Source organism: Micromonospora sp. NPDC049274 (assembly GCF_040678875.1).
GTDB lineage: Bacteria > Actinomycetota > Actinomycetes > Mycobacteriales > Micromonosporaceae > Micromonospora.
Genome location: NZ_JBFAQS010000026.1, coordinates 15,060 through 33,152, shown reverse-complemented (window position 1 = coordinate 33,152; position 18,093 = coordinate 15,060). Strand labels below are relative to the sequence as shown.

At 74.1% G+C, this 18,093-nt stretch carries 1 protein-coding gene; it reads right to left on the bottom strand.

The annotated features are described in order from the left end of the window. Nucleotides 1–11 precede the first annotated feature (11 nt). A complete protein-coding gene (locus AB0K10_RS31400) occupies nucleotides 12–18,059 on the bottom strand; it encodes a type I polyketide synthase (RefSeq protein ID WP_363689562.1) in 18,048 nt (6,015 codons plus the stop codon). Nucleotides 18,060–18,093 lie beyond the last annotated feature (34 nt).

Genomic DNA, 18,093 nt, shown 5'->3' with positions numbered 1-18,093 from the left:
CGGTTGTCGGGTCAGGAACCGCCGTCGAGGGCGAGCTGGATGAGGTTGTCGACGTCCATCTCGTCGATGTCGTGCGCCTCGTCGCGGGCCGGCTCCCCGGTGTCGTCCGGCCCCGGGGCGAGCTGGCGGATCGCGTCCAGCAGGCCGGCGTCCGCAAGCCGGCGCAGCGGAACGGTCGCCAGCAGCCGGCGCACCTGCGCCTCGTCGGCCACCTCGCCGGTGTCCGTCTCGGGGAACAGCAGCGTCAGCGCGTGAGCGGCCAGCGCGGCGGGAGTCGGGTAGTCGAAGATGAGCGTGGCCGGGAGCCGGACGCCCAGCGGGGCGTTGAGCCGGTTCCGCAGTTCGATCGCGGTCAGCGAGTCGAAGCCGAGCTCGGAGAACGCCCGACCGGCGGCGATCGAGCGCCGGTCCGGATGGCCGAGAGCCGCCGCGGCATGGGTGCGGATCAGGTCGACAACCGTCTCCCGCCGCTCCTCCGGTGATTGCGTGGCCAGCCGGTCGTGCAGGTCGTCCGAGCTGACGGTGCTCTTCGCGACGCGCCGGGCGGGCTGGCGGACCAGGCCCCGCAGCAGCGCAGAGGCGCCCTCGACCGGCCGGTCCAGCAGGAGCCGGGCGGCCACCACCTGCGGACGGCCCGCCGACAGCGACGCGAGGAACAACTCCAGCCCGTCCCGCTCGGACAGTGGCGCGATGCCGGTGCGGGCCAGTCGCGCCACGCCCGTCTCGCCGAGGCCGGACGCCATGCCGCCGGCCGCCCACAGACCCCAGGCCACCGAGACGGCCGGGAGCCCGCGAGCGCCGCGGTGCTGGGCGAGAGCGTCCAAGAACGCGTTGGCGGCGCCGTAGTTGGCCTGCCCGGCGCCGCCGAGGATGCCCGAGGTCGAGGAGAACAGCACGAACGCGGCCAGGTCCCGGTCGCGGGTCAGCTCGTGCAGATGCCAGGCGGCCACCGCCTTGGCCCGCAGGACGGTGCTCATCTTCTCCGGGGTCATCGAGGCGATTACGCCGTCGTCGAGCACACCGGCCGTGTGCACCACGGCGGTCAGTGCCGGAACCGCGTCGATCAGGGCTGCGAGAGGCTCGCGCTCCCCGGCGTCGCAGGCCGCCACCCGCACCCGCGCGCCGTGCGCGGTCAGTTCCGCGACCAGGTCGGACGCGCCCGCCGCATCCGGCCCGCTGCGGCTGACCAGCAGCAGATCGCGGACTCCGTGGTCGGCCACCAGCGAGCGCGCGATGATCCGGCCGAGACCGCCGGTGCCGCCGGTGATCAGGACGGTCCCGTCGCCGAAGGCGGCTGGCTCCACCCGGTTCACCGTGGCCCGGGCCAGCCGGGGCACCCGCACCGCGCCGGAACGGAGCGCCAGCTGCGGCTCCCCCGACGACAGCGCCGCGTCGACGGCGGCCCCGTCCACCTCGCCGTCCACGTCGAGCAGCACGAGCCGGCCGGGATGCTCGGCCTGCGCCGCCCGCACCAGGCCCCAGACGGCGGCGTGGCACGGGTCCACGTCATGCGCCGGTTCGGTGGCGACGGCCGAACGCGTGACGATCACCAGCCGGGACTCGGCGAACCGGTCGTCGGCGAGCCACTGCCGCATGACCCCCAGCAAGCCGTCGGTGACCTCTGCCAGGCTTCGCGGCAGATCAGCGAGACCCCGCTCCGGGGCCGCGACCAGCACCTGGGCGGGCACCCGCGAGCCGAGGCCGGCCAGATCGGGATGCCGGGGTGCCGCCACGCCGGGCAACGCGGTGCCGATGACGGCCAGATCGCCGGTGGGCTCCCCGGGCGCCGCCGGCACCCAGTCCACCTGGAACAGCCCGTCGCCGGGAGCGGGTGCCGGGGCGGTCGCTGCCGCGCGCAGCGACACGGCGCCGACCTGGGCCACCGGTGCGCCCGCGGGGTCCGCGATCGACAGCGTGAAACCGCTGTCCGACCTGGTGATCCGCACCCGGATGCGGGTGGCGCCGGCGGCGTGCAGGGTCGTCCGCTGCCACGAGAACGGCAGGTACGGCCGCCCGCCCGCCGCTTCCTCGAGCAGCCCGCCGGCGACGATCGCGTGCAGCGTGCCGTCCAGCAGCGCGGGATGCAGGCCGAACCGGGCGGCGTCGGCCCGCGCCGGCTCCGGCAGTTCGAGCTCGGCCAGCACGGCGTCCCCGGCTCGCCAGACCGCCCGCACCGTGGTGAAGGTCGGGCCGTACTCGATGCCGCTCGCCGCCAGCCGGTCGTACAGGCCGTCGGCGTCGACCGGCTCCGCCCCCGCGGGCGGCCACGGGCCGAGGTCGAACTCCGGGGCGGGGGAGTCGTCGGCGAGGATCCCGGCGGCATGAACCGTCCACGGGCCGTTCCCGGCCCGCGAATGGACCGCCACCCGGCGTCGTCCCGTTTCGTCCGGCGCCGCCACGGTGACCTGCACCCGCGCCGACCCGTCGGCCGGCAGCACCAGCGGCGCCAGCAGGGTCAGTTCCTCGACCGCGGCGGCACCGGCCTCGTCCGCGGCCCGGATCGCCATCTCGACCAGCGCCGCGCCCGGAACCACCACGGCCCCGTCGACGACGTGGTCGGCGAGCCACGGAGCGGCGGCCACCGAGAGGCGGCCGGTGAGGGTGACCGCGTCCGAGTCCGGGGCCGGCATCACCGCGCTGAGCAGCGGGTGGTCGACGACCTCCAGCCCGGCGCCGGTGACGTCGCCGGCCGGGGCGGGAGCGTCGAGCCAGTAGCGCTGGCGCTGGAACGCGTAGGTGGGCAGGGGAACCGGGCGGGCGGCCACCCCGGTGAAGCACCGGTCCCAGCGCACGGTGCGGCCGTCGGCGTGCAGCCGCCCGAGCGCTTCGAGGAACACCCGCACCTCGTCGCGGTCCTTGCGGGCGGTGGGGATCGCCTCGGTCAGGCCGCTGAGAACGCCGTCGGGGCCGATCTCCACGGCGATGTCCGCACCGGCGGCGGCGACGTTGTCGGCGAAGCGAACGGCCTGCCGGACGTGCTCCACCCAGTAACCGGGGTCGGTTGGGTCACCGCTGATGGCCAGCGCGATGCTCGGCTGCCGATAGGTCAGGCCCTCGGCCACCTGCCGGAACTCGTCCAGCATCGGCTCCATCAACGGCGAGTGAAACGCGTGACTGACCCGCAGCCGGCGCTTCCGCACCCCGACCAACGCCGCCTCGATCCGGGCCACACTGTCCTCTGCCCCGGAGACCACGACCGCCGACGGGCCGTTGACCGCCGCGATACCCACCCGGTCGTCGAGCAGCGGCACCACATCGGCCTCCGGCGCGGCGACCGCGAGCATCGCCCCACCCGCCGGCAACGCCTGCATCAACCGCGCCCGAGCGTCGACCAACGCGCACGCGTCATCCAGCGAAAAGACACCCGCCACGTGAGCGGCGGCGATCTCCCCGATCGAGTGCCCGACCAGGACGTCCGGCTCGACTCCGAGCGAGGTGAGCAGCCGATAGAGGGCCACCTCGAAGGCGAACAACGCCGGCTGCGCGTTACCGGTCTCGCGCAGCTCCTCCTCCGACGAACCCCACATCACCTCCCGCACATCGAGACGCTGCAACACCTCGTCGAGAGCGTCGGCGAACACCGGGAACTCGGCAGCCAACTCACGGCCCATACCGAGCCGCTGACTACCCTGACCGGCGAACAGGAACGCCATCCGGCCCACCGGCCGCGTCGCCGGCGCCGATCCAGTGGTCACGACACGTAACCCGGCAACGAGCTCGGCGGTGTCCGCGCAGACCACCAGCGCGCGGTGATCGAGGTGGGCTCGGCCGGTCGCGAGAGCGCGGCCGGCGGCGGCCACGTCCACCCCGTCGCCGTCGCCTAGCCAGGCGATCAGCCTGGCGGCCTGCGCCTGGAGCGCTTCCGGGGTCTTCCCCGAGACCGGGACCGGCACCAGCCGGGGAGGCGCGTCGGGGGTGGTCGGCTCGGATGCGGCGGGCGGCTCCTCGAGGATGACGTGCGCGTTGGTCCCGCTGACTCCGAAGGACGAGATCCCGGCCCGGCGCGGGCGGCCGGGGGACTCCCACGGCCGGGCCGCGGTCAGCAGTGACACCGCGCCCGCCGCCCAGTCCACGTGCGGTGTCGGCTCGTCGGCCCCGAGGGTGCGGGGCAGCACCTGATGCCGCATCGCCAGGACCATCTTGATGATGCCGCCGACTCCGGCCGCGGCCTGGGTGTGGCCGATGTTGGACTTGAGCGACCCGAGCCACAGCGGACGATCGTCGGGCCGGTCCTGACCGTAGGTCGCGATGAGCGCCTGCGCCTCGATCGGGTCGCCCAGGGTGGTGCCGGTGCCGTGCGCCTCGACCACGTCGATGTCGGGGGCGGACAGCCCGGCCCCGGCCAGCGCCCGGCGGATCACCCGTTCCTGGGCGGGACCGCTGGGCGCGGTGAGGCCATTGCTGGCGCCGTCCTGGTTGACGGCGCTGCCGCGCACCACGGCGAGCACCGGGTGGCCGAGGCGCCGGGCGTCGGAGAGCCGCTCAACCAGCAGCATGCCCGCCCCCTCGCCCCAGGCGGTGCCGTCGGCGTCCCGGGCGAACGACTTGCACCGTCCGTCCGGCGCGAGCCCGCGCTGACGGGAGAACTCGACAAAGACGTTCGGCGTGGCCAGCACCGTCACGCCGCCTGCCAGGGCGAGGTCGCACTCGCCGGAGCGCAGCGCCTGGATCGCCGAGTGCAGTGCGACAAGCGACGACGAGCAGGCCGTGTCCACTGTGACCGCGGGGCCCTCGAAGCCGAACGTGTACGCGATACGCCCCGACGCCACGCTGCCCGCGCTTCCGTTGATGACGTAGCCCTCGTAGCCGTCGGGCGCCTGCGCCAGCCGGCCGCCGTAATCGTGGTACATCACGCCGGTGTAGACGCCGGTGCTGGTGCCGCGCAGTCCGCCCGGGTCGAGTCCGGCCCGCTCCAGGGTTTCCCAGCTGATCTCCAGCAGCAGGCGCTGCTGCGGGTCCATGGCGGTGGCCTCGCGCGGCGAGATGCCGAACACGGCCGGGTCGAACTGGTCGGCGTCGTGCAGGAAGCCGCCGTGCCGGGTGTAACTGGTGCCGGCGTGGCCGGGGTCCGGGTGATAGAGGTTGTCGAGGTCCCAGCCGCGGTTGGCGGGGAAGGTGCTGGCGGTGTTCCGCTCCTCGGTGAGCACCCGCCAGAGGTCCTCGGGAGTGCTGATTCCGCCGGGGTAACGGCAGGCCATGGCGACGATCGCGATCGGCTCGCCGGGGTCGCGTACGACCGTCGCCCCCCGGCCGGCCGCTGTCGTCGCGCCGGTAAGCCGCTCGTGCAGGTGCGCGGCGAGATCGCGCGGTGTTGGGTGGTTGAACAGCAGCGTGCTCGCGAGCTTCAGCCCGGTGGCCGCGCTGATCCGGTTTCGCAACTCGACCGAGCTCAGCGAGTCGAAGCCCAGGTCTGAGAACGCCAGGTCGGCGTCGATGGCGCCGGTGTGGCCGAGCACGGTCGCCGCACCGGCACGGATCAGGTCCAGCAGCTCGGGCAGGCCGCTCGGCTTCCCGGCCGGCGCGACCCGGCGCGCCGGCGCGCGGACCAGTCCCCGGAACACAGCCGGAATCTCGTCGTGACGGCGCAGCTCGGCCAGATCGAGCCGGGCCGGCACGGCCAGCGGCCGGTCGAGCGCGAGTGCGGTGTCGAACAGCGCCATGCCCTCGTCCACAGGCATCGGGCTGATCCCGGTGCGGCGCAGCCGGTCGACGTCGGCCCGCCCGATGGCGCCGGACATCCCGCCGTCGAGCTGCCACAGGCCCCAGGCCAGCGACGTGGCCGGCAGCGACCGGACGCGCCGGTTGGCGGCGAGCGCGTCCAGGAACACGTTGGCCGCAGCGTAGTTGGCCTGGCCGGCGCTTCCGGCCACGCCCGCGACGGACGAGCAGAGCACGAAGAAGTCGAGGTTGTGGCCCTCGGTGAGCTTGTGCAGATGCCAGGCCGCGTCCACCTTGGGCGCGAACACCTCGTCGACCTGCCCGGCGCGCAGGGCGGTGACCGCGCCGTCCGCCACGGCCCCGGCGAGGTGCACCACGCCGCTCAGCCGCGGGATCCCGTCGATCAGCGCGGCGACCTGGGCACGGTCGGCGAGATCGGCCGCGACGAACGAGACCTCGGCCCCGAGGCCCGCCAGTTCCTCCCGCATCTGCTCGGCGACGCCGCGGCGGGAGGCGACGACCAGCCGCCGTACCCCGTGCTCGGTCACGAGCCGGCGGGCGATCAGCCGTCCCAGCGCCCCGGTGCCGCCGGTGAGCAGCACCGTGCCGCCGGGCCGCCACCGCTTCGAGGCGGCACCGTCCAGGCGGGGCGCAGCGGTGAGCCGCGGAACCCGGGCCGTGCCGCCACGCAGGGCCAGTTGCGGTTCCCCGGAGGCGAGCGCCGCGGGGACGGCGTTCGCCGACTCCTCCGTGCCGTCGGTGTCGATCAGGGTGAAACAGTCGGGATGCTCGGTCTGGGCCGACCGGATCAGACCCCAGGCGGGCGCGGCCGGCAGGTCGGCCATCTCACCCGGCAGGGCGACCGCGCCGGTGGTCACGACGACGAGGCGCGATCGGGTCAGGCGGCTGTCGGCGAGCCAACGCTGCACCAAAGCGAGAAGGTCCCGAGTGCCGGCGCGGGCGGCCACGGCCACGTCGGCGGCGGGCGCGACGGTGTGGGCGGCGAGCACGACCTCGGGCACGTCCTCGCCGGCGTCCAGCGCCCGCCACAGCGCATCCGCCGCGGGGCCGGACGTGCCGATCTCGAACATCGGGGAAGGACCACCCGCCGGCGGCAGGGGCGTTTCCGGCCACTCCACGGTGTACATCGGCTTCTCGGGCCGGAGCTGGCCGGCGGACGCGGGCCGGAGGGTCAGCGACTCGACCGTCAGCACCGGCGTCCCGGCCGCGTCGCTGACCGTGACGGCGACCTGGTCCGGCCCGATCGGTGCCAACCGCACCCGCAGCGCGGCGGCACCGGCGGCGTACAGCCGGACGCCCGACCAGGTGAACGGCAGCAGCGACCGGTCGTCGCCGGGCCGGTCGAAGAGGGCCAGCGTGACCGGGTGCAGGGCGGCGTCGAGCAGCGCCGGGTGCACGCCGAAGCGGGCGGCGTCGGCCTCCGGGGCCTCGATCTCGGCGTACAGGTCGGCGCCGGACCGCCACAGGGCCCGCAGACCTTGGAAAGCCGGGCCGTAGGCATAACCCCGGAGGAGCATGTCGGCGTACGGGTCGAGCAGGTCCACCGGCGTCGCCCCGGCCGGTGGCCACTCGGTGAGCGGTGCGCCGGGCATGTCGGCGGGCGCGCCCGCGGTGGCGCTCGCGTGCCGGGTCCAGGGCGCGCCGTCGTCGTCGCGGGCGTAGATCCGCACGGCCCGTTCGCCGCCGTCCCCGGCCGCGTCCAGCAGGACGCGCAGTTGCGTGGTGCGGCCGGGGGCGAGAACGAGCGGGCTCTCCAGGGTCAGCTCGGTCAGGCCGGCCTGTCCGGCGTGCTCGGCCGCGCGCAACGCCAGCTCGGCGAATGCGGTGCCCGGAAGGATCACCGCGCCGAGTACGTCGTGGTCGGCGAGCCAGGGGTGCGTGGCCAGGGACAGCCGGCCGGTGAGCAGAAGCGCGCCGGTGCCGGGAATGTCGGTCGCGCCGGTCAGGAACGGGTGGTCGAGCGATCCCAGCCCGTCTGCTCCGGCCTTTCCCGCCTCCAGCCAGTAGCGCTCGCGCTGGAACGCGTAGGTGGGCAGCTCGATCGACCCGGCCGGTTCGCCGAGGTAGGAGGTCCAGTCCACGGCGACGCCCGCGACGTGCAGGCGGGCGAGCGCCTCGACGAACGCCTGAGCCTCGTCGCGGTCCTTGCGGGCGGTGGGGATCGCATCGGTCAGGCCGCTGAGGACCCCGTCGGGGCCGATCTCCACCGCGATGTCCGCACCGGCGGCGGCGACGTTGTCGGCAAACCGAACAGCCTGACGTACGTGCTCGACCCAGTAACCCGGATCGGTCGGGTCACCACTGATGGCCAGCGCGATACTCGGCTGCCGGTAGGTCAGGCCCTCGGCCACCTGCCGGAAGTCCTCCAGCATCGGCTCCATCAACGGCGAGTGGAACGCGTGACTGACCCGCAACCGGCGCGTCCGCACCCCGACCAACGCCGCCTCGACCCGGGCCACACTCTCCTCAGCCCCGGAGACCACCACCGCAGACGGGCCATTCACCGCCGCGATACCCACCTGCTCGTCGAGCAGCGGCAACACGTCGGCCTCCGGGGCGGCGACCGCGAGCATCGCCCCACCCGCCGGCAACGCCTGCATCAACCCGGCCCGGGCGGCGATGAGCGTGCACGCGTCATCCAGCGAGAAGACCCCCGCCACATGGGCGGCCGCGATCTCCCCGATCGAGTGACCCACCAGCACATCCGGCTCGACACCAAACGACGTGGCGAGCCGGAACAGGGCGACCTCGAACGCGAACAACGCCGGCTGCGCGTTACCGGTCTCGCGCAGTGCCTCCTCGGACGAGCCCCACATCACGTCCCGCACATCGAGACGATGCAACACCTCGTCGAGGGCGTCGGCGAACACCGGGAACTCGGCGGCCAACTCACGGCCCATACCGAGGCGCTGACTACCCTGACCCGAGAACAGGAACCCCAGCCGGCCGTCCGTGCCGCTGCCGACGTGCACGCCGGCCGCCGCCTGACCGGCGGCAAGCGAGCGCAGCCCGGCCGTCAGCTCGTCCCGCGACGAGCCGACCACCGTCGCCCGGTGCGCGTGGCGCGTGCGGGTCAGCAGGGCCGCGCCGACCATCACCGGATCGGCGCTCTCATCCACATGCGACAGAAGCTTCGCGGCCTGTGCTCGCAACCCCTCCTCAGTGCGCGCGGACACCAGCCATGGCACGACAGCAGGGTCGCGCTGCCTCTGGATCGGGCCCGGACCGGGCTCGCCCTGCTCGATGATGACGTGTGCGTTGGTGCCGGAGAACCCGAACGAGGAGATCCCGGCCCGTCGCGGTCGACCGTCACCGGTCCACTCCCGCGGCTCGGCCAGCAGCTCCACCGCACCAGCCGACCAGTCCACGTGCCGAGACGGCTCGTCCACGTGCAGCGTCTTCGGGAGAACCCCGTGCCGCATCGCCATGACCATCTTGATCACACCGGCGACACCCGCCGCCGCCTGCGTGTGCCCGAGGTTCGACTTGATCGAACCCAACAACAGGGGCCGTTCCCGGTCCTGGCCGTAGGCCGCGATCAACGCCTGCGCCTCGATCGGATCACCCAACGTCGTACCGGTACCGTGCGCCTCCACGACATCGACGTCTGACGTGGACAGACCCGCGTTGGCCAGCGCCTGGCGGATCACCCGCTGCTGCGACGGCCCATTCGGCGCCGTCAGCCCGTTGGACGCGCCGTCCTGGTTGACCGCGGAACCCCGTACCACCGCAAGGATCTGGTGGTTGTTGCGGCGCGCGTCGGAGAGCCGCTCCACCAGCAGCACACCAACACCCTCGGCCCAGCCGGTACCGTCGGCCGAGTCGGCGAACGCCTTGCACCGACCGTCCGGCGAGAGACCACGCTGACGGGAGAACTCCACGAACGTGCCCGGCGTCGCCATGACCATCGCCCCGCCGGCCAGCGCCAGGTCACACTCACCCGAGCGCAACGACTGCACCGCCAGGTGCAGCGCGACCAGCGACGACGAGCAGGCGGTGTCGACCGTGACAGCCGGGCCCTCGAAGCCGAACGTGTAAGCCACCCGCCCAGACGAGATGCTCGCCGAGCCGCCGGTCAGCAGGTAGCCCTCGATCTCGGCCGGCGCTTCGTGCCGGCGCGGCCCGTAGTCCTGGGGCGCCAGGCCCGCGAAGACGCCGGTGCTGCTGCCGTGCAGGGACGCCGGGTCGATGCCGCCGTGTTCGAGGGCCTCCCACGACGTCTCCAGCAGCAGCCGCTGCTGCGGGTCCATCGCCAGCGCCTCCCGGGGCGAGATGCCGAAGAACGCGGCGTCGAAGTCGCCGGCGTCGTAGAGGAAGCCGCCGTGCCGGGTGTAGGCGGTTCCCTTGCGGCCGGGGTCCGGGTCGTACAGCCGGTCGAGGTCCCAGCCCCGATCCGTAGGGAATTCACCGATCACGTCGGCGCCTGAGGCGACCAGCCGCCACAGGTCGTCGGGAGAGGCCACGCCGCCGGGATAGCGGCACGCCATGCCGACGATCGCGATCGGCTCGTCGGCGGCGACCGTGGTCCGGGCCGCGGCCGTCGTGGCGGCGGCGGCGCTGAGCAGCTCGCCGCGCAGGAAGCCGGCGAGCGATGTGGCGGTGGGGTAGTCGTACAGCAGGGTGGCGGGCAGCCGGAGACCGGTCGCCGCGTTCAGCCGGTTGCGCAGCTCGACCGCGGTCAGCGAGTCGAACCCGGCGTCCTTGAAGGCCTGTCCGTCGGTGAGGGTGCCGGGATCGGCGTGCCCGAGCACCAGGGCGGCCTGCCCGCGCACGAGATCGAGCAGAGTGGCGTCCTGTTGTTCGCGGTCCAGGCCGGCCAGCCGCCGGCCGAGCGGCGTGCCCGTCTCGCCGACCGAGCGGCGGGCCGAGGTGTGTCGGACGAGGCCGCGCAGCAGCGGCGGAACCGGGCCGCCGGTGAGCCGCCCGGCGCCGAGCAGGGCGGGCACGACGGTGGCCGCGCCGCCGGCCAGCGCGGCGTCGAACATCGCCAGCCCCCGCTCGGGCGGGATCGGGTCGACGCCGGCCCGCGACCACCGGGCCACCGCCGTCGTGTCGAGGGCGCCGGCCATGCCGCCCGCCGTGCCGTCCCACAGCCCCCACGCCATGGTGGTGGCGGGCAGGCCGATGGCGCGCCGATGCCGGGCCAGTCCGTCGAGGAAGGCGTTGGCGGCGGCGTAGTTCGCCTGGCCCGCGCTGCCGAAGACGGCGGCGATCGAGCCGAACAGCACGAACGCCTTTAGGTCGAGGTCCCTGGTGAGCTCGTGCAGGTGCCATGCCGGGTCGGCCTTGGGGCGCCAGACGGTGTCGACCCGTTCCGGCGTCAGCGCGGGGATGATGCCGTCGTCGAGCGAACCCGCCGCGTGCACCACCGCGGCGAGCCCCGTGCCGAGGTCGGCGATCAGGGCAGACAGCGCGTCGCGGTCGGCGACGTCGCAGGCCGTGACCCGCACCCGGGCGCCGAGCGTGGTCAGCTCCGCAGCCAGATCGGCGGCCCCGGGCGCGTCCGGTCCGCGGCGGCTCACCAGCACGAGGTCCCGCACGCCGTGGCCGGTGACCAGGTGCCGGCTGATCAGCGTGCCGAGCGTGCCGGTGGCCCCGGTGACCAGCACCGTGCCGCCTGCCGGCCAGGAAGAGCCGGCGTCGGCCGGAGGTGGCGCGGAGGCGAGCTGGGGGACGAGGATCTCGCCGGCCCGGATGGCCAACTGCGGTTCGCCGGTGGCGAGCGCGGCGGCGACCCCGGCCGCCGATCGGTCGTCGTCGTCCAGGTCCAGCAGCACGATCCGGTCGGGGAACTCACTCTGAGCGGTACGTACCAGGCCCCACACGGCTGCGTCGGCCACCGTGCCGGCCGTGTCGCCGAGCAGGCCACGAGTGACGACGACGAGCCGGGCATCGGTGAACCGCTCGCCGTCCACCCACTCCTGGATCAGCTTCAGCACCCGGGCGACGGCGTCGCGCGCCTCCTCGGCCGTTTCCGCACCGCCGGCCGACAGCACGTGGCTCTCGCCGGCGAGGGCGGTCAGATCCTGGTGACGGCGCGCGCCGGGAACGGTGAGTCCGCCACCGAGCACGGCGATGCCCAGGTCTGCGGCGGAAGGCGACGGGACCGGCAGCGGCCGCCACTCGACCTCGAAGACGGTGGCCAGTTCCGCCGGCGCGACCTCGGCCCAGGAGACGGTGCCGAGCGTGACCGACTCGACGACGGCGACCGGTGCGCCGGCCTGGTCGGTGACGCTCACCGTCCAGACGTCGTCGCCGGCCGGTGACACTCGCGCCCGCAGCCGGGTCGCCCCGCTCGCGAACACCGAGACCCCGGTCCACGAGAGCGGCAGCCGCAGGCCCGGCCCCTGGTCGGGGGCGTCCGCGAGGTGGGCATGCAGGATCGCGTCCAGCAGCAGCGGGTGCAGGGCGAAGCCGTCGCCGGTCACGCCCTCGGGAAGCCGCACGTCGACGTAGGTGTGGCCGTCGCGCTGGCGGACCGACCGCAGGACCGCAGCGATCGGTCCGGTCGGGAAGCCGTGCGCCGCCAGCCGTTCGTACACCGCCGGGACGTCGATGCTCTCGCCGCCCGGCTGGTCGGAGGGGACCGGCCGGGCGTCTCCGCCGAGCACGCCGGTGGCGTGGCAGGTCCACTCCGGGGTGTGCCGGCCGCGAGCGTAGATCGCCACCGGGGCGTGCCCGGACTCCTCGGGGCCGACCGTGACCTGAACGTCGATCGGCGCCCCCGCGGCCAGCGGCCGGTGCAGGGTCAGGTTCTCCACCCTGTTGAGGCCGGCCTGTTCCCCGGCGCTCAGCGCGAGCTCGACCAGCGTGGCGCCGGACAGCGCGACCGTCGACGCCGGGTCGTCGCCGAGCCAGGGCGCGCCGGCCGCCGACACGGAACCACTGAGCAGCACCGTTCCGCCAGCCGGTCGCAGTGCGGTGCCGAGGATCGGGTGGGTGGTCGGCGACGTCTCGATCCCGGCCGGGTCGGTGCTGCTCGACCAGTAGTACTCGTGCTGGAACGCGTAGGTGGGCAGGTCGACGTGCGCCGCCGGTCGTCCCAGGTGCCGGGCCCAGTCGACGGCGACGCCCGCGACGTGCAGGCGGGCGAGCGCCTCGACGAAGGTCCGCACCTCGTCGCGGTCCTTGCGGGCGGTGGGGATCGCCTCGGTCAGGCCGCTGAGAACGCCGTCGGGGCCGATCTCCACGGCGATGTCGACGTTCGCGGCGGCCATGTTGTCGGCGAAGCGAACGGCCTGCCGGACGTGCTCGACCCAGTAACCCGGATCGGTCGGATCACCATTCATGGCCAGCGCGATACTCGGCTGCCGATAGGTCAAACCCTCAGCCACCTGCCGGAACTCCGCCAGCATCGGCTCCATCAACGGCGAGTGGAACGCGTGACTGACCCGCAACCGGCGCGTCCGCACCCCGACCAACGCCGCCTCGACCCGGGCCACGCTGTCCTCTGCCCCGGAGACCACCACCGCCGACGGGCCGTTCACCGCCGCGATACCGACCTGCTCGTCGAGCAGCGGCAACACATCGGCCTCGGGGGCGGCGACCGCGAGCATCGCCCCACCCGCCGGCAACGCCTGCATCAACCCGGCCCGGGCGGCGATGAGCGTGCACGCGTCATCCAGAGACAACACACCCGCCACGTGAGCGGCGGCGATCTCCCCAATCGAATGACCGACCAGGACATCCGGCTCGACTCCGAGCGAGGTGAGCAGCCGATAGAGGGCCACCTCGAAGGCGAACAACGCCGGCTGCGCGTTACCGGTCTCGCGCAGCTCCTCCTCCGACGAACCCCACATCACCTCCCGCACATCGAGACGTTCCAGCACCTCGTCGAGAGCGTCGGCGAACACCGGGAACTCGGCGGCCAACTCACGGCCCATACCGAGTCGCTGACTACCCTGACCCGAGAACAGGAAGCCCAGCCGGCCGGTGGCCCCGACGCCGCTTCCACGCAGGGCTGCCGGGTTGTCGGCGCCGGCCGTCACCGCGTCCAGAGCGCGCTGGAGCTCGCCGAGATCGACGCCGAGCACCACCGCCCGATGTGCGAGCAGCGCACGGCCGCCGGCCAGCGCCGCGCCCACGTCGACCGGATCCGCCGCGGGATGCGCGGTGACCCAGGCCCGGAGCCGATCGGTCTGTCCGCGCAGGGCCGCCGGGCTGTGCGCCGAGATCACCCACGGCACGATCCGCGCGTGCCGTGGCGACACCGGGGCCGGGGCGGGTGGCGGCTCCTCCACGATGACGTGCGCGTTGGTTCCGCTGATGCCGAAAGACGAGATCCCAGCCCGGCGCGGACGCTCGCCGGTGGCCCACGGGCGGGCCTCGGTGAGCAGCTCGACGCCGCCGGCCGCCCACCGCACGTGCGGGCTCGGCTCATCGGCGTGCAGGGTGCGGGGGAGCTGGCCGTACCGCATCGCCTGGACCATCTTGATGATCCCGCCGACCCCCGCTGCGGCCTGGCTGTGGCCGATGTTCGACTTCAGCGAGCCGAGCCACACCGGGCGCTCGGCGGACCGGTCCCGGCCGTAGGTCGCGATCAGCGCCTCCGCCTCGATCGGATCGCCCAGGGTGGTGCCGGTGCCGTGCGCCTCGACCGCGTCCACGTCGGCGGCGGACAGGCCGGCGTTGGCCAGCGCCTGCCGGATCACCCGTTCCTGGGACGGGCCGTTCGGCGCGGTCAGGCCGTTGCTCGCGCCGTCCTGGTTGATCGCCGAACCACGGACCACCGCCAGGACCGGATGCCCGTTACGCTGGGCGTCGGAGAGCCGCTCGACCAGCAGCATGCCGGCGCCCTCGGCCCACGCGGTGCCGTCGGCGCCCGCCGCGAACGACCGGCAGCGGCCGTCCGGGGACAGGCCGCGCTGCCGGGAGAATTCGATGAACATGCCCGGCGTGGCCATCACAGTTGCCCCGCCCGCCAGCGCCAGGTCGCACTCGCCGGAGCGCAGCGCCTGAATCGCCGAGTGCAGCGCGACCAGCGACGACGAACACGCGGTGTCGACGGTGACGGCGGGACCCTCCAGGCCCAGCGCGTAGGCGACCCGGCCGGATGCGACGCTGACCGATCTTCCGGTGAGCGCGTAGCCCTCGCCGTCGCCGGACGCCTCGTGCAGGCGGGGGCCGTAGTCCTGCGCCATGACACCGGCGAACACCCCGGTACGGGTGCCGCGCAGGGTGGCCGGGTTCACCCCGGCCCGCTCGATCGCCTCCCACGAGGTCTCCAGCAGCAACCGCTGCTGCGGGTCCATGGCGAGCGCCTCCCGGGGGGAGATGCCAAAGAACGCCGGGTCGAACCGGGCCGCGTCGCGCAGGAACCCACCGTGTCGGGTGTAGGACGTGCCGCGATGCGCGGGATCGGGGTGGTAGAGACGGTCGAGGTTCCAGCCCCGGTCGGCGGGAAACTCGCCGATCGCGTCGACGGCGCCGGCGACCAGGTGCCACAGGTCGTCCGGCGAGGTGACGCCGCCGGGATAGCGGCAGGCCATGCCGACGACGGCGATCGGCTCGCCGGCGTGGCTTGCCGGCGCCACGCCGACCGGCTCGGCGCCGGTGTCCCGCAGATGCTCGGCGAGGCGCCGTAGGTCCGGGTGGTTGAACAGAGCGATCGGGGACAGCGACGTGCCGAGGCCGGCGTTGATGTGCGTGCACAGCTCGGCCGCGCCGATCGAGTCGAGCCCGAGGTCGCTGAACGGGCGGTCGGCGTCGACGCCGGCCGGGTCCGGGTAGCCGAGCACGACCGCGGCGGCGCCACGCAGGACGGCGAGGACGTCCCGCTGCCCGGTGACGGCGGCGACCGGGGCGGGCCGCGAGCCGAGCCAGTGGCGGGTGCGCTGGAAGGCGTACGTCGGCAGGGGCACCCGTCGTGCACCGGACCCGGCGAACAGCGCGGACCAGTCGACCTCGTGCCCGTGAACGTGCAGCCCGGCAACCGCGCGCAGCAGCGTCCGCGGTTCCGGCCGGCCCCCGCGCTGGGTGGACAGGAACATCGCCCCCGGGACGTTGCCCGGTCCCATGGCGGTCAGCACCGCGTCCGGTCCGACCTCGAGGAAGGTGGCGATGCCAGTGTCGGCAAGCGCGCTCAGGCCGGCGCCGAAGCGCACCGCCTCCCGCACGTGCCGCACCCAGTGCTCGGCCGAGCACAGCTGCCCGGCGTCCGCGTGCGCGCCGGTGAGGTTGGAGACGATCGGGATTTCCGGTGCGTGGTAGGTGAGGCCGCCCGCTACCTGCCGGAACTCCGCAAGCATCGGCTCCATCAGGGGCGAGTGGAACGCGTGGCTCACCCGCAGGCGCCGGGTCCGCCGCCCCCGGCTCGCGAAGTCCGCCGCGATCCGGGTGACGTCCGGGTCGGCCCCCGAGATCACCACGGCCCGCGGCCCGTTGATCGCCGCGATGCCCGCCTGTACGCCGTCCAGGGCCGCCAGCACCTCGTCCTCGCCGGCCTCCAGCGCGACCATCGCCCCACCCGCGGGCAGCGCGTCCATCAGCGCGCCCCGCGCCGACACGAGCGCGCAGGCGTCCGGCAGGGACAGCACGCCGGCGATGTGCGCCGCGGTGATCTCGCCGATCGAATGCCCGATCAGCGCCCCCGGCCGTACGCCCCAGTGCTCCAGCAGGCGGGTGAGCGCCACCTCGAAGGCGAACAGTGCGGGCTGGATGACCGCGGTCCGGTCGAGCGGTTCCGGGTCGTCGCCGAACATCACCGCCCGCAGCCTGGGGTCGAAGTGGCCGAGGACCTCGTCGAATGCGGCGGCGAAGACCGGGTACGTCGCGTGCAGCTCCCGTCCCATCCTGGGCCGCTGGCTGCCCTGTCCGGAGTAGACGAACGCCACCCGCGCCGCCGGGTCCGTGCCCGTCCGGCCGGCGACGACCTCGGTGACCGGCTCGCCGCGGGCGAATCGGGCGAGATTGCCGGCGGGGTTGTCGCCGAGCACGACCGCGCGGTGTTCGAACGTCTGCCGGGTCGTCGCGGCCGAGAAGGCGGCGTCGGCCAGGTCGGCCGGGTCCAGGCGGGCCAGGTGGTCGCCGAGCCGGGCGGCCTGGGCCCGCAGGGCCTTCTCGCCGCGCCCGGAGACCAGCGTCGGCAGGGGACCGGTGACGCCCGTCGGCCGGGGCGCGGGGTCGTCGGTGAGGGGACCGGAAGCGAGGACGACGTGGCAGTTGGCGCCGCCGACACCGAACGAGCTGACGCCCGCGGCCAGCGGGCCGGTGCTGGTCAGCGGCGTGCGTTCGCTGTTGACGCGGACGTTGAGCTCGTCGAACGGGATCGACGGGTTCGGCGTCCGGTAGTTCAGGCTGGCGGGCAGCTCGCGGTGTTCCAGGGCCAGCGCTGCCTTGAGCAGGCCGACGATGCCGGCGGCACCCTCCAGGTGACCCACGTTGGTCTTGGCCGAGCCGACCGGCAGCGGCGTGGTCCGTCCGGCACCCACGGCGTCGCCGAGCGCGTGCGCCTCGACCGGGTCACCGACGCGGGTGCCGGTCCCGTGCAGCTCGACGAACGCGAGGTCGGCCGGGGCGATCCCGGCCCGCCGGTGGGCCAGTTGGATGACGTCGGCCTGGGCCTGCCGGTCCGGGACGGTGAGGCCGCTGCCGGCGCCGTCGTTGTTGACCGCGCTGCCGAGGATCACGCAGCGGATCCGGTCGCCGTCGGCCCTGGCCCGCGCCAGCGGCTTGAGGACGATCATTCCGCCGCCCTCGCCCCGCACGTAGCCGTTCGCCCGGGCGTCGAAGGTGAAGCACCGTCCGTCGGGCGACAGCGCACCGAACCGGTCGGCGGTGACGGTGCTGTCCGGTACGAGGTTGAGGTTGACGCCGCCGACCACGGCCAGCTCGGACTCGCCCGACCGCAGGCTCTGGCAGGCCAGGTGGACGGCGGTGAGCGAGGACGACTGGGCGGAGTCGACGGTCAGGCTGGGACCGCGCAGACCCAGCACGTAGGAGACCCGGTTGGCCAGTAGGGAACGGCCCAGCCCGGTGAGGGTGTGCCGGTTCACCGAGCCACCGACCAGACTCGCGTAGTCGCCGTTCATGACACCGACGAAGACGGCGGCGGCGGTGTCCCGCAGCCGGGACGCGACGATGCCGGCGTCCTCGAGCGCCTCCCAGCACAGTTCCAGCACGAGCCGCTGCTGCGGGTCCATCATGGCGGCTTCGTCGGGGGCGATGTTGAAGAACTCGGCGTCGAAATCGGCTACGGCATCGAGGAATCCGCCGCGCCCGGCACCACCGGTGCCGGGCGCGGCCAATTCCCGCCGATCGTCCGGAGGAGCCGTGATCGCGTCCACGCCGTCGCGCAGCAACCGCCAGAACGCCTTGGGGGTAGGCGCCTGGGGGAGGCGGCAGGACATACCCACGATCGCGACAGCGTCATCGAACACCATTGGCTCTATCCAGATCCGGCACCGGGGTGCCCGT